Below are 23,565 nucleotides of genomic sequence, written 5' to 3' on the forward strand. Positions count from 1 at the left end.
CGCCAGCCTACGGGTCCCGCGCGTGTCGGGACGCTGATCGGGGTTCGAGTAACCGAGCATCCGCTCTGCTACGGTCCGAGGAGTCCGCGGTACTCACCGTTCACCGCGACATCGACGAAGGACGGATGCCTCATGACTTTCTCGGGTAAGACCGTGTTCATCTCCGGGGCCAGCCGCGGCATCGGGCTGGCCATCGCGAAGCGCCTCGCAGCGGACGGCGCCACCATCGCGCTGCTGGCCAAGACTGCCGAACCCCACCCCAAGCTCGACGGGACCGTGTACACCGCGGCCGCGGAGATCGAGGAGGCGGGCGGGCAGGCGCTGCCCATCGTCGGAGACGTTCGTGACGGCGAGGCGGTGCAGGCCGCCGTCGGCGCCGCCGTGGAGCAGTTCGGTGGCATCGACATCTGCATCAACAACGCCTCGGCGATCAACCTCGGATCCATCGACGAGGTTGCTCTCAAACAGTTCGATCTGATGAACGGCATCCAGGTGCGCGGGACGTACGCCGTGTCGCAGGCGTGCCTGCCCCACATGAAGGGCCGCGACAACCCGCACGTCCTCACGCTCTCACCGCCCTTGCGCCTCGAACAACGGTGGCTCGTGCCGACCCCCTACATGATGGCCAAGTTCGGGATGACGTTGTGCGCCCTGGGAATCGCGGAGGAGATGCGGGAGATCGGCATCGCATCGAACACGCTGTGGCCTCGCACGTTCATCGCGACCGCCGCGGTGCAGAACCTGCTCGGCGGCGACAAGGCGATGAGCGAGGCACGGAAGCCCGAGATCTACGCGGACGCGGCGTACGCGGTGCTGAGCAGACCGGCCCGCGACTACACGGGACAGACTCTGCTGTGCGAGGACGTCCTGCTGGAGTCGGGCGTGACCGACCTGTCGGCATACGACTGCACGCCGGGAGGCGACCTCGCAGTGGACATCTGGGTCGACGAGCCCAATCCCCCGGGCTACCGACCACCCGCCTGAGGCAGCCCGCCGGCGACCACCGTGCCGTAACAGAGCACATGCTCTGGTATGGTTCGGTGGTGCCTCGCCCCCGCCTCCACGACCTCGACGCGCTGATGGACGCCGCCGAGTCGCTGGCGGTCGACTCCGGCGCCTCCGCCGTCACGATCCGCGCGATGTCGGAGCGCACCTCGATCTCCAACGGCGCCATCTATCACGCGTTCGGGTCACGAGCGGGCCTCCTCGGACGAGTGTGGGTCCGTGACGCACGTCGGATGCTCACTCTGCAGAACGATGCGGTGACCACGGCACTCGAGCACCGACCCGGACGTGACTCCGCCGTCCGGGCCGTCGTGGCAGCCGCAGACGCACCGGCTGCCTTCCTCGCCGAATCACCCGTCGCAGCACGGTTTCTCATGACGGTCTCGCGGCGAGAGCTGTTGGGCACCCACGACCTGCCCGACGAGGTCGCCGCAGACCTGCGCACCCTCGACGAGACACTGGCCGCACTGCTCGTCCAACTCTCCCGAGCCCTGTGGAACCGCGCCGATCGTGAGAGCGTCGCCGTCGTCAAGGACTGCGTCGTCGGGCTCCCGACAGCACTGTTGCTGCGCGGCACCACATCACCCGACATCGCCGCCCGGGAACGACTTGCCGCCGCCGTCCGCGGCATTCTCGCCCTGCCCCCACCGACCACGGATCACGCCCCGCCCAGACGAAAGGCCTCCTCATGACCGCCACCCTCGACCTCCGCGACGGCATCGCCGTCCTCACCCTCGGGGACGACGAGAATCGCTTCTCCCCGGACTGGCTCGACACCGTCGGCGCCCAGCTCGACACGGTCGAAGCCGACGCCCGCGGACTCGTCACCGTCGGCACCGGAAAGTTCTACTCCAACGGACTCGACCTCGACTGGCTCATGGCCAACGGCGAGCGCGCCGACTGGTACGTCGGCCGCGTGCACGCTCTGTTCGCCCGCATCCTGACGTTCCCGCTCCCCACCGTCGCCGCCGTCAACGGCCATGCCTTCGGCGCCGGCGCGATGTTCGCTCTGGCGCACGACTTCCGCACCATGCGAGCCGATCGCGGTTACTACTGCTTCCCCGAGGTCGACATCAACATTCCTTTCACCCCGGGCATGGCGGCGCTGATCCAGGCGAAGCTGTCACCGCAGGACGCCGTCGTCGCGATGACCACGGGGCACCGTTACGGCGGCGACGACGCACTGGCCGCGAGACTCGTCGACGCCATCGCCCCCGACGACGAGGTCGTCGGTGCCGCGATCGAGCGGATCACGTCCATTGCCGGCAAGGACCGCGGCACCCTCGGCGCGATCAAGACCACCATGTTCGCGCCGGTCGTCGCGGCTCTGCGCGCGAGCTGAGTTCGACCTCGGCGGCGATCAGCCCGCCCGTCCACCGAAGGCGTAGTCGGCCAGGGGGAATCGGCGGCTGCGCCATGCCGCCTCGGGAGTGGTCGACGCCCGGAACGGCACGTCCCCGTTCGCGGTGAAGTAGTAGCTGTTGGCGCCGGCACACGTCGGATCGGTGAAGACCTGCCACGACCGACGTGCCAGTATCGCGCTCATGTACTGCTCCTGCGCCGCCGAGGTCACCTCGGCGAAGGTGGCCCGGCGTCGACGAGCCTCGGTCAGGACACGCACGATATGCGCGGCACTGTTCTCGACCAGGGTGAAGAACGAGGCGCCGTTGTATCCGTAGGGGCCGAAGACGGTGAAGAAGTTCGGAAAGCCCGCAGTCGCGACGCCCTGATAGGTGTGGAACCTCTCGGCGTCCCAGTGCTCCGCCAGATCGGTGCCGTCGGCGGAGGTGAGCGGATACGTCGGCAGTGCGTCCCTGTCGGTGACCTTGAATCCGGTGGCGAGGACCAACACGTCGAGCTCGTGCTGCACGCCGTCGCTCGTGCGGATGCCGCCGGGCGTGATCGCCTCGATGGACGTCGTCTGCAGAGAGACGTTGTCCCGGTTGAACGTCGAGAGATACGAGTTGTGGAAACTCGGCCGTTTGCACCCGAGCGCGTAGGTCGGAGTCAGGGCGTCCCGTGTGGCCGGATCGTGTACCTGTGCGGCGATGTACCGACGCGCGGCGACCTGGAGAGCCGCGGTGGCGGGAACCCACTTGTGAAAGTGCGCCAGCACCGGGAACGTCGCCTCGACGAACGCCTGGCTCGCCAGGCGGGCGATCTGCCGGACTCCGGGGACTGTCTCGAGACTCGCCCGTCCCATCCGGCCGAGCGGGAAGTCCGGCTTCGGCAGGCACCAGATGGGCGTGCGTTGAAACACCGTCAGATGGTCCACCTCCGGTGCGATCTCCGGGACCACCTGCACCGCCGTCGCGCCGGTACCGATGATGCCGACCCGCTTACCGGCCAGCGAGACCTCGTGGTTCCACCGGCTGGTGTGCATTGTCGCGCCCTCGAAGGTGTCGATGCCCTCGATGTCGGGGAGCTTGGGCTGGCTCAGCGGCCCGCCCGCGTGGATCAACCAGCGTGCCGTCACGTCGCCGGCGCTGGTCGAGATCGACCACGTCGCGGACGGCGCATCGAACGAGGCCCCGTGTACGCGCGTGCCGAACTGCAGATGAGGCGCCAGGCCGTACTCGTCGACGATCTGCTCGGCGTAGGCACGCAACTCGCGGCCGGGGGCGTAGCTGCGCGACCAGGTGGATCGCTGAGCGAACGAGAACTGGTAGCTGAAGGACGGAATGTCGACCGCCACGCCCGGATAGGTGTTCCATTGCCACGTGCCGCCGGGACCGTCACCGTCGTCGACGATGAGAAGATCGTCGAAACCGGCCTTGCGGAGCGCGATAGCGGTACCCAGGCCGGAGAAGCCTCCGCCGACGATGACGATCTCGTGGTGCCTGCGCGGTGACGTGTCGGGCATGAGGCCCCTTCTTCGACGGTGTGTGGCCGTCGAGGTGCGTCCCTCGTGGCCTCGTGACTCTGCGACGGTACAACTCCGCCTCGCTCGTGGGCGGCGTGCAGTCAGCAGCGGCCCATCTCGGCGAGGATCGCCGCCAGTGCTGCAGGCTGATCGATCATCGGCCAATGTGAGCCCGGCAGCTCCCGGAACTCCCCGGTCATGTGTCGATAGGCGGGTACCGTCGTCGACGATTCGCGGACATCCGCCTCCGTGACGCTGCTCATCACGAACACACGCGGAACCGATTCCCACGCACCGGTGTAGTGGACGACGCTCGTGGCCGTTGCTCCTGGCTGCGCGACGGACAGCCTGGTCGTGCGCTGGGCACCGGAGGCCAGGAGATCGTCCCAGCGCGGCGGCGGTATGTGCTCGCCCAGCGGTTCCGACGACCCACCGAAGTCGGATTGCGACATACCGTCGGGCAGCGGCCCGGTGTCGACGAAGACGAGACGCGCGATCTTCTCGGGTACCCGGTCGGCCACGCTCGGCGTCACCACGGCCCCGGCGTAACTGTGGCCGACGAGCACGACATCGTCGAGTTCGCGGTAGTGCACCACGTTGACCACGTCGGTCACGTGAGTGTTCAGATCGACGCCGGGGCCTGCCAGGTGCGCGCGCTCGCCCATGCCGGTGAGGCTGACCGTGTGGACATCGTGGCCCTGCTCGCGCAGCTCGGCCGCGACGTCCCGCCAAGCCCAGCCGCCGAGCCAGAATCCGGGAATCAGTACGTAACTCGTCATACGGCCCAGACTAGGCATGATCGAGGTCGAGTTCGGTCCGCAATCACCGGTGTCGCACTCGTCGGCATGCCGACCTCCTAGTGTCTGCACCATGACCGTCGAACGAGTACCGGTGTCGGGCGGACACATCACCGTCGAGACACTCACGGGCAGCTCCGATCCGATCCTCGTGATCCACGGGGTGTCCAGCCAGCGCATGCTGTGGAACTGGCTGCACGCGGAGGCGCCACACCTGACGCTCGTCGCGCCGGACCTCCGCGGCCGCGGTGACAGCGTCGACGTCACGGGCGCGTCGTCGCTCGCCCGTCACGCGGACGATCTGGACGCCGTTCTCGAGGCCCTGGGACTCGACTCCGTGCACGTGTGCGGCATGTCGATGGGTGCATTCGCGGCTGTCGAATTCGCAGCGCGGTTCCCATCCAGAGCGAAGAGTCTCGTTCTCGTCGACGGAGGCGTGCCGGTGGAACCGCCGGCCGGTCTCACCCGAGACACCGTCGCGGCCGTGTTCGAGGACAGGATCGCGCGAACGCGGCAGCGATGGGACGACCTCGACGACTACCTCGACTTCCTGGTGTCGACGTCGTTACCGCTGCTGGACCGTGACGATCCGCTCCTCCGGGAGTACGCCGCTCATGATCTGGCCGACGGTGCGATCCGGCTGTCGACCGATGCGGTCGTCGCGGACGCCACGGACGTCTTCTTCGGTGACTCGCGGTTCCGCGACCTGACGGTGCCGATCCGATTCCTGCACGCGCAGTGGAGCGTCGGGGCAGGGTCTCCGCCGATGTACTCGCCGCAGGACATCGACGCTCTCGAGCTGACGTCCGTCAGAGCACTGGACGGCCTCGATCATGCCGGCACGATCATGACCGCCGTGGGCGCGGCTGCCGTGGGCGAGACGATCGACGACGCACTGCGGGACGGGGTCAGTGACGGGACGCGGTGAACACGTCCACCGGATGCGGCACTCGAAGGCCTCCGTCCGCGCCGGGGACCGACACCGCGTCGAGGTAGGCCCGCACCGGGCCCTGTAGATCGGGGGTCAGCCTGGCCTGCACCGCGAAGTCGAGCACCTCGTCGCTCGCGGACGCCAGATCGACCAGCGCGTGCAGAGTGGCCACGTCGTCGACGACGATCCCGGCGTCGACGAAGGCGTCTCCGACGTCACCGCTGAACCACTGTCGATGACCCTCGAGCGGCGGTGCGAGAACTCCCACCAGCGCGTTCAGCTCGGCCGACGGTGCGACGGCCACCCACAGTTCGCCCCCGGGACGTAGCAGCGCGAGAGCAGCGCGCAGGGTCGCCCCGACGTCGGCGACGTAGTACATCGAGTGCACGAACATCACGACGTCGAAGGTCTCGTCGTCCACCGGGGAGTCACCGAACGACGCCACGTGGCCGTCGGCACTCAGCTCGTCGGCACCCAGCGCGGCCATCGTGGCGGTGAAGCGCTCGACACTGCCGATCCACGGATCGATTCCGACGTACCGCACGGGGCGCCCTGGCACCGCCAACACCAGACCGGCGGCGAGACGGACGTCCAGCACGCCGTCACCGCATCCCACGGACAGCACCGAGATCGGTCCGTCCCCCCTGGTACCCAGCCTGCCGGCAAGGTGCTCGGCGATCAGATCGCGCTGATCGGAGAGCAGTTCGAAAGCGGAATGCAGGCGGGCGTAAGAGTCGGGTTCGAGGCCTGCCAGGGCCGGAGCTCCCCGCCGCACGGCGCGCACACCGTCGAGAAGCACTGCGGCGAGCTCGGTGGGCGGTGGCGCAGCTATGTTGGACATCAGATACGAGTCAATCACGACGCCTCATCCGGTGTGTTGCGGTCGGCTCCTTTCAGGAGGAGTGACATGAGCAGCGGAGACACAGCAGAGCGCAGCCTCGAGCACTGGAGCGAAGCCGGTCGCACGGGCATGGAGGCGTTCTACGCTCTCGCGACCGAGGACTACCGGCAGCTGGCGTTGGCCGCCGACTGGCCGACGCTCCTCGGCGACCGCGCGCACGAGGGCTGGTCGCTGCTCGACGTGGCGTGCGGCAGCGGAAAGTTCCCCACCGCGCTGCGCCGCTACACCGACCTGTCGGCGGTTCCCGAGCTGGCCTACGACCTTCTCGACCCGTCCGCGTTCTCCGTCGCCGAGGCACGCGGCGCGCTCGGCGCGCCGTTCGCGGCCCGGCATGACCTGGTGATGACCCTGCAGGACCTCCCCGCGGATCACGCCGGCTACGACGTCGTCTGGGCCACCCACGCTCTCTACGCACTGCCGCCGGACGAATTGGACGCTGCGGCAGAACGATTCGTGGCCGCACTGGCTCCCGGAGGCCTGGGCCTGATCGCACAGGCCACGGCTGCCTCGCACTACCTCGCGTTCTACGACGCCTTCCGCGCCGGGGTGCGCGAGGCGACGCCGTACACGACCGCCGAACAGGTGCGCGACGCACTGACACGAGCCGGCGCGGACGTACGCGATCAGCGCGTCACCTACACGACCGGTACCTCCGACCGTGGCATCGCCGAAGGTTTTCTCCAGCGCTGCGCGTTCGACGACTCGGTGTCGCTGGAGGAGATGGAAGCCGCTCCGGTGCTGGGCGAGTACCTGGCCTCCTGCCGCGACGCGTCCGGTTCCTACACCTTCTCGCACGAGGCGGCGCTGCTGTGGCTCTGAACGACTCGACCACCAATGATCGCCTGCCCGAACAGAACCGGGACGGCGGTATCGATCAGGACTGGGCAGGCGACGATCAGGACTGGTGGGACTGGTACGTCACCCTGGCCGCGAACGATGCGGCGCCCGCCGAACTGGTGGACGGTCCCGGCCTGCCCGATGTCGAAGCCGCCACGGACGAGCAGATCGAGCGCGAGCTGGCCGAGCCCTACGTCCTCGATCCCGCTTCCGTCGAGGCCTTCGCACGGCAGGCTTTCGTGCGACTGCCCGCAGTGCTGTCGCCGGCGGTGGTGCGCCGCCTCGCCGAGCGACTCGAGGAGTTGCTGCGCGCGGAGCACGGTGACGACGTCGCCGGGCGATTCACCGCGCTCGAGCAGATGTGGCTCCACGACGATCTGATGCGCACCGTGGCGCTCTCGCCCCGCATCGGCGGTCTGGCTGCGGCACTGCTCGACGTGCCCGGAGTTCGCCTTTACCACGACAATGCGCTGTCCAAAGAGCCCGGCTGCGGGCGCACGCCGTGGCATCACGACGCCGAACACTTCCCCCTGCAGACCACCGACGCCGTCACCGCGTGGATGCCGATGTCGGCCATCCCGGGCCGGATGGGTCCGCTGTCCTTCGCCCGCGGCCGGGACGTGTTGGACGAGGTCGCCGATCTGGAGTTCGACAAGGTCGGCACGTCGTACGACGAGGCCGTCACCCAACGCTTCCTCCAGCGCGACGTCGCGGTGGAAGCGGAGCCGTTCGCAGTGGGAGACGTGTCGTTCCATTCCGCGCTGTGCTTCCACACCGCGGGCCCGAACCGGACGACGCAGCCGCGTCGAGCACTCGCCACCACCTACTTCGCCGACGGCACCCGTGTTGTGGAATCGCCGACCCTGATCAGCGGTACGTGGCGCGAGTTCCTCCCCGGCATCGAGCCGGGCGGACTCGCGGACTCCGAGCTCAACCCGGTGGTGGGTCGCCGGGACTGAGTCGGCCGGCGGCAGCGGCCGTCGTCAGCGGTACGTACGCACCATTCCCCGAATCGGATCGAACGACGGCGGCACATCGAGATCGACCTGCGTCGTCTGCGTCTGCACTCCGTCGTCTGTCGGTGACACCGTCTGCGGCAGAACGCGCCAGTGGGCGCGTGGGTCGTCCGGCTGCTCGTGGTCGGTACTCATCGCTGCCTCCGTGTGTCACCGCGGTAGTTTGGTCGCCGTGCAGTGGCGACAGTACGACCCTCGGGCGAGCGCCGCCGCCGGAACGGGCGCCTTCACAGCGTGTCTCGCGGTGATGTCCACCCCGCCCACCGATCTGATGGTGGCAGAGCGCGACTCTCCTGTCAGCTCTGTGTTCCTCAGTCCCGCGTGGGCCGGCGTCGTCGCAGTCGTGGTGGTAGCGACGGCTGTCCGTGTGGCGTTCACTCACTCGCGGCGGGGCTTGATCACCGGTGTCGGCGCGGCGGGCACCGCCGTCCTGGCGACGCCGGCGGCGGTCGACATCTCCACGGCGTGGTCCGTGACTGTGGCCGGTGTCGGATCCGGACTGATCCTCGTCACGGCGGTGACACTGGCCCACACCAGTCGCACCGCATTCGTCGCTCTGGCTCTCGGAGCCGCATCGGCCTACCGCTTCTCCCCACTCGTTGCGCAGCAGTATCCGGACCACTTCCGATGGTCGGTGAGTCTGCCGGGCGACGCATTCTTCCCCGAGCCGGTCGTGCCGATCCCGGTGCTCGTGGTGACCGCAGTGCTACTCGCGAGCACGATCTCGATGCCGCACGTCGTGACCCGTGGTCCCCGAACTGTGCACTGGCGCATGGCCGCTGCGGTCGGTCTGCTGTGGGTCGTGTACGCGCTCCTCGGTGACTACAGTGCGTCCGTCGGTCAGTGGACAGTGGCCGCGGCAGCGACGGTCGTCGTGATCGTCGGGGCAGCCATCGGTTCCGCGGACAGCGGTGCATTCTTGTGCGCAGGGCTTGCCGTGGCCTGCACCTTCGTCGGAGGAATGGTGTGGAACGCGTGGTGGCTCGTTCTCCTCGCGATCGCCGGCTTCACCGTCGGCGCCCTCGCAGCGCGGTGGGCACCCTCCACTCCGGTGGGCTGCTGCATCCTCGCGCTCGTCTGCGCGTCGGCTCTGTTCCCGTACGGCCTCGTGTCCATCGTCGGGTATGCCGTGGTCCTGCCTGCTGCCATCGTCTATTCGCTACTGTCGTCCCGACCGTCCGATCCGACGATCACTTCCGTGGGCCTGCTGATCCCGACCATGCTCGCCGTCGTCACACTGTCCGCTCCTCCGGACCGTCCGTACGAGTTCGGATGGACGGGTAGTGCCGACCGGATTCTCGTTCTCGACCCCGGGACCGTGGGTTCCCGCTCGGTACTCGCGGTCGTGGTGGCGATGTGCGCGGCCGTCGTCGCAGCGGGGGTTGCAGCACGTGTCGACCGTCGGAACCACAAGGAGCAGAGCCCCTCCTGAGTCGTAGCGGTCGTGGCCGTCACCGACTGATCCTGTCGTCGCCAAGGGGCGTGGTGTCAGCCGCGCCCCTGCCTGGTCGCTCGGCACGCAGCGCGCCTCCACGATTCACTCACGGGTCGGCATCCTTCGTGCGTCAGTCCGCGACCAACCGAGCCGATCGAAAGTGCCGACCCACTCCACGCTCGCGTTGCCTGCTGATGACGTAGGAGCCGGGCGCAATTCCTGTCGCACCGTGTTCGGGATGAATCAGGTACGCCGTGACCTCGGTGTCGAGGATGCCCAACGCAAGGCCGTTCGGATCGAACACCGGAGTGGACCACATGCAATGGCCTTCCTCGCAGACGAGGCTGTGAGGGTTGCCGCCGGCGGCGCTGCGAAGCAGTTCGACGCCGGTGAGGGGCACGTCGTCGGCCCGCGTGCCCCGAACTGCCTGCACGTGGACGATCATCGGGCGCGGCACGACGATCAGATCGCCCTGAGCTTGAAGCCCGTCGACGACGGGTATCGACACGTCTCGATCGAGATAGTCGAAGACGTCGAGGCCGGTCAGGGCCGTGAGTGTGGACAAAGTCATGGTCGTGGTCATCGAAGTCACCTCGGGTCGTCGGAATGTGGTCACGTGCGGCGCACGAGACAGGAGTAGTCGTCGCCGGTGATGCCGTAGGTCCATCCGGCGGCGTCGAGCGCGGACGTCATGCCGTTCGGAACCGGCAACCCGTAGCGTCGCCGCCGACCGTCCCGCTCGACAGAACCGTTGACCACGAGCAGGATTCGGCCGTCGTCCACCCAGCTGGTCGGCGTGGCGTAGAGCGACAGCGGGGCGCCGGCATTCCCCGGATCGCCCGTCCGGTCGACGAGCTCGAGTCCGGCCTCGTCGATGTAGACGTCCCACCCGATGCGCTCGATGGCGCACCGGCGTACCTCGATGTTCCGTTCGCGTGCGATGCGCTCGACGGTGGGTTCGGCGATCACCCACTCGGGAACGATGGTCCCGTGATCGACATGAACGGATCGTCCGTCGGCGAACTGGACGGCGGGCTCGTTCTGTCCGTGCAGTCGCCGTTCGTTGTGCACCGCTCCCGGAAGAGGTTCGGTCTGAAGAAATCCAGGTCGCTCGGACATGACGCAGACATTGTCGAATGCCCACCACCAGCCGGTCGCCCCCGCGAGGGCTGTCTGAGTATCGAGGATGGCGTGATCCGTACCGCGGAAGGCAGAGATGCCCAGTGTGCGATGGATGTCGTAGTACGCGAGCCGGTGCGCTTCCTGCTGCCCGTACCACGCCACGCTTCCCGTCGGTCGCTGAACGAGTGACCGCACAGCGGCCGCCACTCCATCGAACAGGCTGGTGCGCAATGAATCCCACACCGCGATTCGCAGCAACTCGTCGGGCGCGATCCCCTGCCGCGCGGACTCCGCCAGTGGCTGCGTGCGTGCAGCCCAGAGGGAGCGACTGTCGGAAGGCCATCGTCGCGACACCCCGCCCGTGCGGTTGTCCATGCGTTCGCGTGACCGTGAGACGGTCGACGCGATTCGAGCGGCAGCACCGGACGTCAGGGAGTTCGTACCCGACAACTGTTCGGAGACAACCAGTTCGGCGCCAGCCGGTGGGGACGGTACCCAGAGGAACTCGGGACAACGGAACCCTGCATGCCTGTACAGATCCGCTACGGCGGCCTCGGCGGTCGGCCTGTCGGACGGCAGAGTGGACACACCCAGCGCGAGCCACGTGTCCCGCAACGTGGGTACGGATGCCATCTGATGAATCGATGACGATGCGGTTCTTGCCCTGACCGCGAAGGGTGTTGCTGCGGCGCTCACGCGAGGGTGGCGGTGTCCGCCTTTCCGGTTGTCATGCGTCCGAGAATGACACGTCCCGCGACGCAGCGCAAGAGTCGGTGCCGATACCCGCAGCAGGATCGGCACATTCGGCTGAAAGTTCTCCAGAGGGGCAGCGCACCGGACCTGTCATTGTCGAGCGATAGACCATTCGTGCGCTGCCACTTGTTCGTCTTCGGCGTTGATGCGGCGTCGATACAGGCATACGGTGCCGTCATGGGAAATCCACGCACCGCCGCGATCGGCCTCTACCTGCTCGCGGTGATCGTGCGCGTGGCGACGTGGGGAGGCACGTCGGCGGCCGATCGCAGCGACGACGTGGTGCTCCTCCTGCTGGTCGGAGCCCTGTTCGCAGCGATTCTCTCGGTCAGGTCTCGCACGGACACGCCGTGACCCGCCCGTGCGCGGCAGCGGCGAGCACGATCTAGACCGATCAGTTGGTTACAGTGGTGCGATGTCGTGGACGTCGTCGCCCAAGGATTCGGTGCTGGGCCTCGCCGTCCTCCTGTACATCGGAACGGCATTGGTGGTGCCCATCTCGGTCGCCGCAATGTCCGCCCTCGGCGACGCTCCCTACGACGTTGTCCCCGGGTGGTTCGCGATGGGTGTGTTCGCGTTCTGCATCGGTGCGTACACCACGGTCTATGCCGCCTACGGGTTGTACCTGAAGGCGGTGTCGGCGCACAGACGGAGAACAGGGCCAGTCCTGGCGGCGCGCCTGGAGACCGGCGCAGTGGTCCTCGCATGGGTGTCACTCGTTGCGGGATTGACCTCCCTCGCACCGGGCGTCGCCGTCGCGAGCGGCCTTGTCTGCGCTGCGGTGTGTAGTGTCGCCGGCGCCGTCGTTCGTCGACGTGTGTTCGGACAGAGCGAACGCCGTACGTGACGCATCGGTGCGTCCGGGCAGTCCGGCTCTACTGTCCTTCCGACACGGTGGAATTGTCCAGGGCCGCGGCGAAAGCGTTGATCGCTCTCGTGTAGCGCTGAAAGCTCCTGTTGGTGCCGTAGTCAGTAAGAAAACGATCCGGCGAGCATTCGCCGCCGATACGGGACTGACCTACGGATGCTGGCGGACACGCGCTCGAATGATCGTTGCGGCCTACCTTCTCCACCGGGGTACAGAAGCATTGCGGGCGAGAAGATCTCGGTCGAGGAAGCGTGCGTGATCATCCACACGGCGCCGAACGCAGTCACTGCGAGCCCGATGACGGTCGCGGCAATCTTCGTCCCCAAGCTCTGCTGGGCCAACCTGCTGGAGAACAACGCAGCCAGTCCAGCGAAGGCGCACAGGAAGATCGACCCGATGAACAGGCCGTCCAGATCGAGCACGCGGGCCACCGCGAACAGCGCCGCACCGATCGCGAGTAAGACCAGTTCCGCAACCGGGTCGCGGCGGGTACGCAGCGCGCCCATCACCGGCGGTCTCGTCGCGGCAAGACAGCTGGATGCACTGATGCGGTACGCCTGCCGTGGGCCGGGCTGCGGTGCGTGATGGTCTGCATCTGTTCCACGCTTGCACGGACTCACCGCGAGCGACAGCGTACAAACCCCTACAGATCCAGGCACTCGACACGTGCGACAAGCGCCGACCGACACTGTGCGCCAACCAGCGGCCTTCGCCACGATCCGGCGATGAAGAGTCAGGTCGTGGGAGACTTGGGCGATGGCCCACGATGACCTCGACGCCGCAGAGATTGCCACCATTCTGACCTCTGCCGATGCCAGCGATGTCGCCAGATTGCTGAGAACGCCCGCTCCGAGCTCAGTCGACATTCAGTGGGCCCGGGTGTCGGCCATTCTCGAAGCGAATATCGGCGTCAGTTTTCGCGGTGCGACAGACGCGGATATCGCGGCGGCAGAGAAGGCGACGTGCCCGTGGACCGACGAGGTGCGGGATCTCTACCACCGCGCCGAGCTGACTCCAGAGCAACGCGGTATCGCTTTGATACCACCCGGCTTCGAGCTCCTGAGCCTGGACAGGTTACTGAGCGATCATCGACTGTGGATCGACTTCAACGCGAACCCGGCATTCGGGGAGCCCATCGACATGGACGAAGAGATGGCAAAGCCGGCGGGATCTCCAGCGCCGATGATGCTGCCCGGGTTCGTGGCTTTCGCCAAGTCGAACGCCGACACGCTGTTCGTCGACACTCGGACAGGCCCCCTGCACGGGTGCGTCAACATCCACCCCGACGCGGACGCACCCTGGAAGCCTCCGCTGTGGAGATCACTCAGCGCCATGCTCGAGCAACTGGCGTTCTCCCTCGAACGCAACACCACCTTCGACATGCGCGTCACACTGTGGTCGAAATACCAACCCTTCATCGAGGGCACTCGCCTGGTTTGGGAATACCGTTGACGGTTGGCTCCCCGCGCGGTGCACGACGCCAACCCGTCAGCTGCCCTACGCAGCGTCCTCCTCAATCCAGCAGAGATCGTCAGAATGGTGCGTGACGGCCGACCTGCAGGCGTAAGTCCCGCGGTTTCAGCGTGATGGTCTCCTCCACCCGCAGAACGTAGCCGGGCTCAGGAACCAGGGTCCGCTGCTGAACGATCATCGCCAGTGCGACCACAATTTCGTGATAAGCGAACTGACGACCGATGCACGCCCGCATTCCGGTGCCGAACGGCTTGTACAGGTCGGTGAGATTCGCCGGTACCCGCGACCGTTCGAACCGGTCGGGGTCGAACGCCTCGGGATCGTTGCCCCACCCGGCGTCACGATGAAGTTGCAGCAGGACGACGAAGACCCACTCCCCCTTCTCGAATGGATGCTGTCCCACCCGCGTGTCCTGCCGCGCCTTGCGGAAGTAGCCGGGCGCCACAGGCCACAACCGCAGAGTCTCGTCGACGACGCGGCGCAGATACCGCAGCTTGCCCACATCCTCGAAACGAAGCTCGCCCTCGGGTCGAATCAGCTCCACCTCCGCCCGCACTCGTTCCGCGACCTGAGGATGCAACGACAGGAAGTGGAGCGCGAAGGCCAACACACCGGCCGACGTCTCCTGCCCCGCCACGAGGAACGTCAGGATCTGGTTTCGAATGTTCTCGTCCGAGAGTCTCTGTCCTGTAACAGGATCGACCGTGTCGAGCATGAGACCGAGCAGGTGGCCCCCACCGTCTCGACTGCCGCGCCGTGCTGCGACGATGTCGTCGACGATCCGGCGAACAGCCACCACGTCGGCCTTGTGCTGGTCTCGCTGACGGCGGAACACGGTGGCCTCCACCAACGGATGTGAGTAGGCCGCGCGGTTGATGTAACGCAGGGCGCGCGAGATGCGCGCAATCAGCTCGTGGGGCTCGGAGGTGTCGAACGACGCGAAGTCGTACCCGAAGGCGACGTCACCGATGATCTCGAGAGCGAGTGTGTTGGTGTCCGCAGGAACATCGACCCAGGCGTCTGCACCGAGTCCGTCCCAATACGCCAGTAGCCGAGTGGTCTTCGCGACCATCGCGTCGTGGTAGCCGCGCATCGACGACTGCGTGAACGCCGGCGCCAGGATGGCGTGCGCCGCAGCCCACGACGGCTCCGAGTTGTGGGCGGTGAACAGACCGTCCCCCGCGACGGAACGCAGGTTCCGCAGCGGCACACCGAGGAACTTGGCCCACGTCTTCTCGTCGTTGACCGCAGCCACCTCCACGGGCCCGGACACGTAGGTGACACGAGTGCCGACGACGTTGCGTTCGAAGATCGAGCCGTATTTCTGCGCGTCGCGCATTCCCCACTGGCTGGACTCCGTCACGTGAAGATCGAGTACGTCTCCCAGCACAGGCAGGCGCCTCGGCGGATGCGGCAACTTTCGGTCGCTCGCTCGTATCGCACGCGTCGTCTCGAACGTGGTCATGCAGGCCCCCCAGCCGTGGATGGATCGACGAGTCCGGCAGCCGGCCCTCATAGGACGAATGGGGCCGCCGTGCTCGAGTGCTCTGCAGAAGGCTACGTCGATCGTCGCGCGGGAAACATCGGCGGACCGAATGCCGTTGGCTCCGAATCGAGACGACTGCGGGCGCGGTGGCGTGGGCGGGATCGGGCGGAACAAACCCTTGCCGCGGCCTGAATAGACGTTTAGCATCTTGAACATGCGTTCAACCGCCGCCGATCGCGACCTCACAGCACGAGCACGTATTCGCGACGCCGCGATCGACGTGTTCGTGAGCGACGGCTTCGGTGCACCCATTCGCACGATTGCGGTCCGAGCGGGAGTGAGTCCGGGGCTGGTCATCCACCACTTCACGAACAAGGCGGGATTGCGTGCCGAGTGCGACGCGCACGTGCTCGACTCCACCCGGAATCGCACCGGCCGAATCCTGGGAGCAGATGGGAGCGACTCGTCCGGTGGCGCAGTGGGGGATGCGGTGAACGAGACGCTGCAGTCCATGGCCGAACACGGCCCGCTACTGGTGTACGTCACTCGTCTGATGGCCGAAGGTGGGGATTCTGCCCGGACGTTCGTCGATCGACTGGTGGATGACGTGGAGAGTTCGATGCGGGCTGCGGTGGCGGCCGGAACCGTCCGCGCCTCTGTCGACGAGGCAGCGCGCGCCCGCTATCTCGTCACGATGGCGCTGGGGACGCTGACGATCGACATGGCGATGAATCCTCCACCAGACCCGAGCGACGGTGCCGCCATCCTCCGCGCCTACAGCGACCGCACGATGGTGCCCGCCGCCGAGTACGCCACCCACGGACTACTCACCGACAATTCGGCCCTCGACGCCGTCCTCGCTGCCCGCGCTGCGGGTTCTCCGCTCGACGGAACAGGAGACAGCCGATCATGAACGATGCCGGCAATGCGATCGAGATAGCCGGACTGGTCAAACGATTCGGCCGACACCGGGCGCTCGACGGGCTGGACTTGACGGTGTCCGAAGGTGCGATCGCGGGGTTCCTCGGCCCGAACGGCGCGGGCAAGTCCACGACGATCCGGATTCTTCTCGGACTGGTGCACCGCGACGCCGGCACGGTACGACTACTCGGCGCAGACCCGGTGCGTGATGCCGTGAGTGTCCATCGGCGTCTTGCCTACGTGCCCGGCGACGTCGCGTTGTGGCCACGACTGACCGGAGGAGAGACGATCGACCTGCTGCTCGGAATGCGCGGCGCTCGCGTGGACGCCCACGCACGCGAGTCCCTGATCGAGCGCTTCGACCTCGACCCCACCAGACGTGTCTCGACCTACTCGAAGGGGAACCGTCAGAAAGTCGTGTTGATCGCTGTGTTCGCGGGGCACGCCGACCTGGTCGTCCTCGACGAACCCACGTCCGGCCTGGATCCCGTCATGGAGAACGTGTTCGCCGAGTGCGTTCGGGAGATCGCCGACCAGGGAACATCGGTGCTGTTGTCCAGCCACATCCTGTCCGAAGTCGAGAAACTCTGCGACACAGTCACGATCATCCGCGCCGGGCGGACGGTAGAGAGCGGCACGCTGGCCGACCTCCGCCATGTCACCACCGTGCACGTGACAGCGGAGGTGACGGGAGACCCGGGGTCGTTGGCGAGAACCCCCGGCGTGAGCGACCTCGACGTCGTCGGGTCCGCCGAGACCGGTCGATGGCGCGTCACCTTCTCCGTGACCCGTGCGGACATGCCCATTGCGGTCGCCGCACTCGGCGCTCTCGGCGTCGTGGATCTGACGGTGGCGCCACCGTCTCTGGAGGAGTTGTTCCTGCGGTACTACGACTCCGACGGTGATCGTTCATGACCACGCTCTCCGACCGGCGTGACACTGCTGATCGCCCCGGCGACCGCCCACCGGGCCGGCTCGCCGGAACCACGTACCTGCTTCGTCTCGCCCTGCGCACCGAACGATTCACGACCCCGGTCGGCGTCCTGGTGGTGCCGGTCCTGTACCTGCTGACCGCGGCGTCGCTCGCGCCTCTGTACCCGGATGCGACATCGCGCGCCGCACTGGCCGACGGCTCGGCAGCGAACGCGGTCTTCCGGATCCTTCTCGGCCCGCTTCGCGACACATCGGGCATCGCCCAGATCGCCGTCTGGCGGGTAGGCGCCTTCGCGCTTCTCGTCGTCGCGATCATCGTCGCCGCGACGGTGACGCGACACCTTCGCGGCCCGGAAGCCACGGGGCGGATGGAGCTCGTGCGGGCGGGCGCCATCGGCGCAGCGGCACCTCTGGCGGCTGCGGCGATCACCGCCATGGGGGCTGCGGTCGCGACCGGCGTGTCGACCGGTGCGGCGGCCGCCCTGGCCGGAGTGCCCGCGCCGGCCGCGACTTTCCTCGCTCTCCAGTTCGTCGGCGCCGGACTCGCCGCGACAGGTGTCGCCGCGGTCGTCGACCAGGTCGTGACGACGTCGCGAACGGCCATCGCCACGTCGGCGGTCGTACTGCTCACCGCGTACCTCGTCCGAGGGATCGGTGACGCCGTGGGCGGACTCGCCTGGATGACGTGGCTGTCACCACTGGGGTGGGCCGAACGCGTGGACCCACTCGGCGACCGCGCCGTATCGCCGTTCCTCGCGTGCGTGGCCCTGTGTGCGGTCGGCCTCGGAGTTGCGGCAGCGGTCGTGCGGAGGCGTGATCTGGGTGCAGGCCTGGTGCAGCCGCGACCGGGCCCGCCGGTCGCACGATGGCCGATCTCGACTCTCGGAGTCACCGTCCGGACCATGGGAGCCTCGCTGGTGCCGTGGATGTCCGGTGCCTTCGCCTACTGTCTCCTGGTCGGGCTGCTCACCGACTCCATCGACGATCTCGTGGGTGCGTCCGGGGCGACAGGTGACGTACTCCGAGACATCGGGGGCGGTTCGGGGGCGGCGTCATCGGGCCTCGTCGGCGCCTTGATCGACACCGTCCTCGGCATCGTGGCGATCGCCGCGTCGGCTGCCGCGGTGTCCGTGGTCGGGCACCTGCGCGAGGACGACCGGACGGGTCGCGCGGAAATACTCCTCGCTACCGCCGTCTCCCCTGTGTCCCGTCTGCTCGCCGCTGCCGCCACGGCGACAGTCACGGCAACCCTCGTGTTGCTTCTGGCAGGTGTCGGGCTCGTCACCGGGGCTGCTGCCGTCGGCGGAGACGGCCCCGGTGTCGTCGACGTGCTCGTCGGAGCGGTGTCGCAGCTGCCGGCAACCCTTGCTGTCGCCGCGATCGCCTGGGCCGCATACGGATTCGGAAGCCGGTGGATCGCAGTCGGGTGGGCCGCAGTCGTCCTCGACCTGCTGCTGGGGCCGCTCGGTACCCTCATCGGCGCTCCCCAGTGGTTGCGCGACACAGCACCGCACACGCATCTTCCCGCCGACGTCGGCGCGCCGGTTCCACTCACCGCCGCGTTCATCCTCATCGTCGTGGCCACAGCACTTCTGACCACCGGATCGTGGGCTCTGCGCCGCCGCGACCTCGTGTGAAAGCCGGACAGAGCGTCGGCGAGTGCACACCAGCAACACTCCCGATGCCTGACCTCACTGCGCCCCACGGACACGTCGGCACGCCACGACCTGCCCGAGCACGTCGACCACGGCGGCCGCAGCGATCGCCACGAGCAATACCCACACCAGCAGAGCCACGTCCGGCGCCCACCTGCCTGCCACCGACAACCCCGCGCCGGTCGTCGCAGACAGTCCGAACAGGACGGCGACAGCGGCCGCTGTCCCTACCCCGACCGCCACGACCCCGCGCACGACGGCGACTCCTCTGGTCCGCTGGGGCGTCCTGCCCGAGACGATGCGGACCGCGTGAACGCCGATGCCGACCACCAGCGTCGCGATGATCGCAGCGAGCGTTCCGAGCACGGTGGACGCCGAGGACTCGGGAAGCTCGCTCGTCCGTCCACCCGTCACCGACGTCGTCAGGTTCCAGCCGACGGCCGCGAGTCGATCGGCCTCGATCTCACCGTATCGGTTCGCCGCCACCACGATTGCTGTGTCCAGGGACGGAATCAGAGAGACGTAGGTGTAGTAGCCGGGCACCGCACCCGCATGCCACCAGACATCGTGGCCATCGATCCTCTCGTGGAACAGGCCGTCACCGTAGGTCGAACCCTGAGCCGTCGGCACCTCGCGATACCGGGCTTCGCCGCCGTGACGTTCCCGCAGTCGCCACGACGCATAGCGTCCCAGGTCATCGATGGAACCGGCGAGATAGCCGTATCCCAACCCCGCCGAATCGACACCGACGTCGACCGGGCGGGTGGAACCGAAGAACGGAACGTGTCCCCGCGGAACACTGTCGACGAACAGCTGCGGGTCGGTGATGGCGTCACTACCGGCGGGATCGAGTACGACGCGGCGCACGGCGTCCGCGTAGGAGGACCCTGCCGCCTGCTCGATCACAGCCTGCAGGAGCAGGTAGTTCAGACTCGAGTACCGGAACTCACCACGAGGACCAGCCCCCTTCGGCGCGTCGAGGGCGGTGACGGCGTCTGTCGCGGAACCCCTTCGGGTCCACTCGTCCGTGACGGTGATGTCGTGCGGCAGCCCGCTGGTGTGATGAACGAGGTCGTCGACGGTCACTGCGGGGTCGGAGAGCACTCGGCGAGCCTGCGGGACCACCTCGACGACAGGGCTGGTCGCATCGAGAACGCCCTCGCGCTCGAGGCCCCTCGCTGTCACTGCCGCGAACTGCTTCGACACCGACCCCCAGACGAAAGGGGTCGACCCGTCGATGTCGTGACCGTCCCCGTCGACTCCCACGAATGCCGCAGACCGTGCACCGTCGCTGTCGACGATCCGTGCGGCCATGCCCGGTGCACCGATCTCCGAGGCCCACCGAGTGACGAGACCCTGCAACGACTCCTCGTCGTGCCCTCGACCGGCCGCTGGGCAGATCGACAGTGCGAGCAGTGTCAGGGCGCCCAGAAACACAGCAACGACTCGTCGTGCCGCGGTCATCGTCGTACTCCCGTCAGCGCTGTGGCCCGGTGCGTGGTGAACCACAACCCGGTCAGCAGCGCTGCGCCCCAGACCGTGAACAGCGGATCCCAGACCACGGCATGCCCGATCATCGCGGTCCGGTCGTACCCGCCGTCGGGCACGATGACGCCGGCGAGCACCGCAGCCGCGGACACCGTCGACACTGCGCCCCACACGAACAGCACACCGCCCGCGCACCACCCGCACACGCGGACCTGCCGATAACGGTGGCCTCGGACCCGCTCGTTCACCCACGGGAGGACAGCAGCGCCGGCCTTCACCACAGCGACGACACCGAGCGCGAGACCGCTCGCCACCGGTCGGTCGTCGGCCAGGGTCACCGCCCAGTCCCCCACCGAGGCGAGCTGCCATCGACCTCCCGCCGCCCAGTACGCGCTCGCGGCCGCATGCAGCAGCCCGGCTGCCGCAGCGAGGAGAAAGGCCACCGCCGCAGGCATTCTCAAGCGTGTCGTTCCCGAGGGTGTCTGCACACGATCGACACTAGGAACGTTCCGCTCGCCCGAACATCCGGGAACACCCCGACCCCACCCTGAGACAGACGAGGTCTCGACCGACGAGGGACACCAGGAATGCCGTCTCGGAACCATCCCACCCGCACCAGTCGATCAGCTCAGCACCACGAGTTGCCGGGTCGCCCGCGTCATCGCCACGTAGCGGTCGACGGCGCTGTCCACACCCGGCCCCTCGACGAGGACGACGAGATCGAACTCGAGCCCCTTGACCGACCGTGCGCTCAGAGAACGGATCCGCTCGGTGTCCGGCCGAGCCGGCACACCGATGACGCATGCCACGCCCTCACCGGCCGCGGCCCACTCGTCGAGAATCGCGTCCAGGTCGTCCACTCCGGCCTGGCGAACGCCCACCCCGGTGCTGCGGACCGAACGAGGCACGTTCGCGTCGGGGAGGACCGCTCTGATGACCGGTTCGGCCGCGGCCATGATCTCGGCCGGTGTGCGGTAGTTGACGTCGAGCGTGGACACCGCCACGTCGGTGAATCCGACACGCGCCAGCCGCGCCTCCCAGGATTCCGGGAAACCGCTGTGGGCCTGCGCCCGGTCACCCACCACCGTGAGACTGCCCGACGGGCAGCGGGCACGGACCATCTGCCACTGCGCATCCGTCAGTTCCTGGGCCTCGTCGACGACGATGTGGGAGAACGGACCAGCAAGCCGATCCGGTTCGCCCGTCGAGAACTCGGTCTCGTCCAGCACGTTCTGCAGGTCGTCGCCGCGGAGCATCGACATGACGCGAAGCTCCGAATCGTCGGACTCGACGAGATCGTCGACCACTGCGCGTCGGCGCGCACGCTCGGAGGCGATCGTCCGGGCACGGCGCACGCGCATCGTCGTCGCCCGTGGGTCTCCGAGGCGGCGACGAGCGACGTCCAGAAGAGGGAGATCCGCAGTCGTCCAGGGAGCACCGAGCTCTCTGCGGACCGCGGCCCTGTCGTCCTCGTCCAACCAGGGCGCGCACTGGCGTAGGTATGCCGGCACGGCCCAGAGGTCGGCGACGAGATCGGGAGCATCGATCACCGTCCACGACGACTCGACGCTGTCGCGAAGCTCGTCGACCTCCCGCAGCGACGACGTCAGCTCGGCGGCCGACACGTCGCCGGCGAGGCGGTCGACGACGATGTCGCCCAGCGCCGCCCAGATCTCCTCTCTCGCATCGTTGTGCGGAGTCTCCGCGTCGGGTGCCGCGAAGGCTTCCGCCCAGTCGGTTGCCCGGAGCAGCACTGCACCCCACTCGGTCTCGACGACCATGTCGTTCGCGGGCGGTGTCTCGTAGAAGCGGATCGCGCGATCGATCATCTCTGTCATCGACGCGGAGCCTTTCACCGCGGCGGCGCGTGGTGAGGCCTCCGCCACTGCATTCCGGCCCTCGGGAACCATCTCGTCGAGCAGGCACACCTGGACGCCGTCCTCTCCGAGATCAGGAAGCACGTCGGCGACGTACGACAGGTAGGGCTCGTGCGGTCCGATCACCAGAACCCCGCCGCGGTGGTGCCCGACCTGAGGATCCGCGTACAGAAGGTAGGCCGCACGGTGCAGTGCGACCACGCTCTTTCCCGTTCCGGGGCCGCCGTCCACCACACGCACTCCTCGGGACGGAGCGCGGACGATCGCATCCTGGTCCGCTGCGATGGTGCCCAGCACGTCGCGCATGCGGGACGACCGCGCCCCCCCGAGATCGGCGACGAAGGCCGACCGATCGTCCAATGCCACAGCGCCGTGCGGGATCTCGGCGGTGAACGCCTCGTCCCAGTAATCGCTCACTCGTCCTCCGGTCCACCGGTAGCGACGACGCCAGGCAACACCCATCGGACGTGCCGGGGTCGCGGCGAAGAACGGTGCTGCTGCTGGTGAGCGCCAGTCGACGAGCAGAGTATGACCGGCCTCGTCGAGGAGTCCGCGCCGCCCGACGTACACCGGCTCCGTTCCGTCCGCCGGCACTAGTCGCCCGAGACACATGTCCCGCCCGACACGACGCACTGCGCGAATCTCGGCGGTGAGTCGATGTGTCTCCAGGTCACGTTCCATCGCGTCCTGGCCGGATCGGCCGGGGGCGGCGCGAGTCCGGGCGAGGCGTCGTTCGAGATCCGCGAGGGACCGACGCAGGGCCGCGTCGATTCTGGCGAGATGTCGATCATCCGCCGCGATCGAGGCGGGGTCGGCCTTGGCTCGGCGGTGCGGGGGCAGGGCGAACACGGTGTCCACAGGTCGGCTCCGATCGGGAAAACGTGCAGGTCATGGCATCGAGCGAGCCATTCTGCGCCGACCGCGGGGGCTTGCCGCAAGCCCCACCGTGCGCTATATCTTGGAGGTGGAAGGGATCGTTCCCGTCAACGCCGATCGTAGCGCGCCTCGGCCAACCGCCTGATCGCCGACGGCCCCACTCCGTGCAGCGCGAACAACACCGCGAGGTCCGCCGGAAGGTCGAGCACCGTGCGATACCCGGCGTCGATCAACGCGCCCGTCGCAGGCCTACCGATGCGGACACCGTCGAACACGGGCCCACGATCGGTCGGCGCGTCGTTCGTCATGCTGCTCACCGCCTTCCGCT

General features: G+C 67.8%; 25 protein-coding genes. 13 read left to right on the plus strand and 12 right to left on the minus strand.

All coding sequences use genetic code 11. The features are described from left to right. The first annotated feature begins 132 nt into the window (after window positions 1-132). Genes QRN16_RS09330 through QRN16_RS09340 form a run of 3 tightly spaced genes read left to right on the plus strand, consistent with a single transcriptional unit; the run spans window position 133 to window position 2,347 of the window. Window positions 133-984, plus strand: a complete 852-nt coding sequence (locus QRN16_RS09330) for an SDR family oxidoreductase (RefSeq protein ID WP_082544688.1) — start codon at window positions 133-135, stop codon at window positions 982-984. A gap of 59 nt (window positions 985-1,043) precedes the next feature. Further along, the gene (locus QRN16_RS09335; protein WP_285185828.1) at window positions 1,044-1,697 is read left to right on the plus strand and encodes a TetR/AcrR family transcriptional regulator; all 654 of its coding nucleotides are present in this window, start codon (window positions 1,044-1,046) and stop codon (window positions 1,695-1,697) included. Next, window positions 1,694-2,347, plus strand: a complete 654-nt coding sequence (locus tag QRN16_RS09340; protein ID WP_285185830.1) for an enoyl-CoA hydratase/isomerase family protein — start codon at window positions 1,694-1,696, stop codon at window positions 2,345-2,347. The genes QRN16_RS09335 and QRN16_RS09340 overlap by 4 nt, the downstream gene beginning before the upstream one ends. Before the next feature lie 18 nt (window positions 2,348-2,365). Here the strand turns inward: QRN16_RS09340 and QRN16_RS09345 are convergent, their stop codons facing one another. Together QRN16_RS09345 and QRN16_RS09350 are read right to left on the minus strand one after the other, a co-directional pair. Next, a complete protein-coding gene (locus tag QRN16_RS09345; RefSeq protein WP_056448723.1) occupies window positions 2,366-3,868 on the minus strand; it encodes a flavin-containing monooxygenase in 1,503 nt (500 codons plus the stop codon). A gap of 101 nt (window positions 3,869-3,969) precedes the next feature. Then, on the minus strand, window positions 3,970-4,647 hold the full coding sequence (locus tag QRN16_RS09350) for an alpha/beta fold hydrolase (protein ID WP_285185833.1): 678 nt from the start codon (window positions 4,645-4,647) through the stop codon (window positions 3,970-3,972). 91 nt (window positions 4,648-4,738) lie between these two features. Between QRN16_RS09350 and QRN16_RS09355 the strand changes: the two genes are divergently transcribed. Continuing rightward, the gene (locus QRN16_RS09355; RefSeq protein WP_027505550.1) at window positions 4,739-5,593 is read left to right on the plus strand and encodes an alpha/beta fold hydrolase; all 855 of its coding nucleotides are present in this window, start codon (window positions 4,739-4,741) and stop codon (window positions 5,591-5,593) included. Here the strand turns inward: QRN16_RS09355 and QRN16_RS09360 are convergent. Then, on the minus strand, window positions 5,574-6,455 hold the full coding sequence (locus QRN16_RS09360) for a class I SAM-dependent methyltransferase (protein ID WP_162246787.1): 882 nt from the start codon (window positions 6,453-6,455) through the stop codon (window positions 5,574-5,576). The two genes, QRN16_RS09355 and QRN16_RS09360, sit on opposite strands and share 20 nt — an antisense overlap. A gap of 48 nt (window positions 6,456-6,503) precedes the next feature. Between QRN16_RS09360 and QRN16_RS09365 the strand changes: the two genes are divergently transcribed. Both QRN16_RS09365 and QRN16_RS09370 read left to right on the plus strand, forming a co-directional pair. Then, complete coding sequence (locus QRN16_RS09365) at window positions 6,504-7,316, plus strand: class I SAM-dependent methyltransferase (RefSeq protein WP_222629860.1); 813 nt, start codon at window positions 6,504-6,506, stop codon at window positions 7,314-7,316. Next, window positions 7,307-8,293, plus strand: a complete 987-nt coding sequence (locus QRN16_RS09370) for a phytanoyl-CoA dioxygenase family protein (RefSeq protein WP_222629857.1) — start codon at window positions 7,307-7,309, stop codon at window positions 8,291-8,293. The genes QRN16_RS09365 and QRN16_RS09370 overlap by 10 nt, the downstream gene beginning before the upstream one ends. A 24-nt stretch (window positions 8,294-8,317) precedes the next feature. Here QRN16_RS09370 and QRN16_RS09375 read toward each other — a convergent pair whose 3' ends face one another. Continuing rightward, window positions 8,318-8,485: a hypothetical protein gene (locus QRN16_RS09375; protein ID WP_285185841.1), complete on the minus strand. Its 168-nt coding sequence runs from the start codon at window positions 8,483-8,485 to the stop codon at window positions 8,318-8,320. Window positions 8,486-8,522: 37 nt separating this feature from the next. Here QRN16_RS09375 and QRN16_RS09380 point away from each other — a divergent pair, with 37 nt between their 5' ends. After that, the gene (locus QRN16_RS09380) at window positions 8,523-9,782 is read left to right on the plus strand and encodes a hypothetical protein (RefSeq protein ID WP_285185842.1); all 1,260 of its coding nucleotides are present in this window, start codon (window positions 8,523-8,525) and stop codon (window positions 9,780-9,782) included. A gap of 133 nt (window positions 9,783-9,915) precedes the next feature. Here QRN16_RS09380 and QRN16_RS09385 read toward each other — a convergent pair whose 3' ends face one another. Both QRN16_RS09385 and QRN16_RS09390 read right to left on the minus strand, forming a co-directional pair. Further along, window positions 9,916-10,368 carry a DUF8820 family protein gene (locus tag QRN16_RS09385; protein WP_056448975.1) on the minus strand — a complete coding sequence of 151 codons (453 nt, stop codon included), beginning with the start codon at window positions 10,366-10,368 and terminating at the stop codon, window positions 9,916-9,918. Window positions 10,369-10,397: 29 nt separating this feature from the next. Beyond that, window positions 10,398-11,540: a DUF6745 domain-containing protein gene (locus QRN16_RS09390; protein ID WP_285185846.1), complete on the minus strand. Its 1,143-nt coding sequence runs from the start codon at window positions 11,538-11,540 to the stop codon at window positions 10,398-10,400. Window positions 11,541-11,837: 297 nt separating this feature from the next. Between QRN16_RS09390 and QRN16_RS09395 the strand changes: the two genes are divergently transcribed. Beyond that, the gene (locus QRN16_RS09395) at window positions 11,838-12,014 is read left to right on the plus strand and encodes a hypothetical protein (RefSeq protein WP_285185848.1); all 177 of its coding nucleotides are present in this window, start codon (window positions 11,838-11,840) and stop codon (window positions 12,012-12,014) included. Between the two features lie 61 nt (window positions 12,015-12,075). Further along, window positions 12,076-12,507, plus strand: coding sequence for a hypothetical protein (locus QRN16_RS09400; RefSeq protein WP_027505539.1), 432 nt, complete (start codon window positions 12,076-12,078; stop codon window positions 12,505-12,507). A gap of 122 nt (window positions 12,508-12,629) precedes the next feature. Here the strand turns inward: QRN16_RS09400 and QRN16_RS09405 are convergent, their stop codons facing one another. Next, complete coding sequence (locus tag QRN16_RS09405; protein ID WP_156380572.1) at window positions 12,630-13,037, minus strand: hypothetical protein; 408 nt, start codon at window positions 13,035-13,037, stop codon at window positions 12,630-12,632. 247 nt (window positions 13,038-13,284) lie between these two features. Between QRN16_RS09405 and QRN16_RS09410 the strand changes: the two genes are divergently transcribed. After that, window positions 13,285-13,980, plus strand: a complete 696-nt coding sequence (locus tag QRN16_RS09410; RefSeq protein ID WP_285185850.1) for an SMI1/KNR4 family protein — start codon at window positions 13,285-13,287, stop codon at window positions 13,978-13,980. Window positions 13,981-14,059: 79 nt separating this feature from the next. On the opposite strand, the gene QRN16_RS09415 is transcribed toward QRN16_RS09410, so the two are convergent. Then, the gene (locus QRN16_RS09415; protein WP_350310204.1) at window positions 14,060-15,517 is read right to left on the minus strand and encodes a cytochrome P450; all 1,458 of its coding nucleotides are present in this window, start codon (window positions 15,515-15,517) and stop codon (window positions 14,060-14,062) included. A gap of 184 nt (window positions 15,518-15,701) precedes the next feature. Here QRN16_RS09415 and QRN16_RS09420 point away from each other — a divergent pair, with 184 nt between their 5' ends. The 3 genes from QRN16_RS09420 to QRN16_RS09430 are packed head-to-tail and all read left to right on the plus strand — an operon-like array spanning window position 15,702 to window position 18,978. Further along, a complete protein-coding gene (locus tag QRN16_RS09420; RefSeq protein ID WP_056448759.1) occupies window positions 15,702-16,400 on the plus strand; it encodes a TetR/AcrR family transcriptional regulator in 699 nt (232 codons plus the stop codon). Further along, window positions 16,394-17,323: an ABC transporter ATP-binding protein gene (locus QRN16_RS09425; protein ID WP_502943994.1), complete on the plus strand. Its 930-nt coding sequence runs from the start codon at window positions 16,394-16,396 to the stop codon at window positions 17,321-17,323. Before QRN16_RS09420 ends, QRN16_RS09425 begins: the two co-directional genes overlap by 7 nt. Continuing rightward, window positions 17,320-18,978, plus strand: a complete 1,659-nt coding sequence (locus QRN16_RS09430; RefSeq protein WP_222647429.1) for an efflux permease Rv1217c-related protein — start codon at window positions 17,320-17,322, stop codon at window positions 18,976-18,978. Before QRN16_RS09425 ends, QRN16_RS09430 begins: the two co-directional genes overlap by 4 nt. A 54-nt stretch (window positions 18,979-19,032) precedes the next feature. Here QRN16_RS09430 and QRN16_RS09435 read toward each other — a convergent pair whose 3' ends face one another. From QRN16_RS09435 to QRN16_RS09450, 4 genes are all read right to left on the minus strand, one after another. Next, window positions 19,033-20,460, minus strand: a complete 1,428-nt coding sequence (locus QRN16_RS09435) for a serine hydrolase domain-containing protein (protein WP_285185862.1) — start codon at window positions 20,458-20,460, stop codon at window positions 19,033-19,035. Continuing rightward, window positions 20,457-20,972 (minus strand): DUF3995 domain-containing protein, encoded by a 516-nt coding sequence (locus QRN16_RS09440; protein ID WP_285185863.1) that lies wholly within the window; start codon window positions 20,970-20,972, stop codon window positions 20,457-20,459. The genes QRN16_RS09435 and QRN16_RS09440 overlap by 4 nt, the downstream gene beginning before the upstream one ends. 135 nt (window positions 20,973-21,107) lie before the next feature. Then, window positions 21,108-23,219, minus strand: a complete 2,112-nt coding sequence (gene helR, locus QRN16_RS09445; protein WP_285185865.1) for an RNA polymerase recycling motor ATPase HelR — start codon at window positions 23,217-23,219, stop codon at window positions 21,108-21,110. Between the two features lie 125 nt (window positions 23,220-23,344). Beyond that, entirely contained in the window at window positions 23,345-23,545 is a 201-nt protein-coding gene (locus tag QRN16_RS09450) for a helix-hairpin-helix domain-containing protein (RefSeq protein WP_285186157.1), read from the minus strand. Window positions 23,546-23,565: the final 20 nt, after the last annotated feature.

It is taken from the genome of Rhodococcus sp. MEB041, assembly GCF_030208955.1.
GTDB lineage: Bacteria > Actinomycetota > Actinomycetes > Mycobacteriales > Mycobacteriaceae > Rhodococcoides.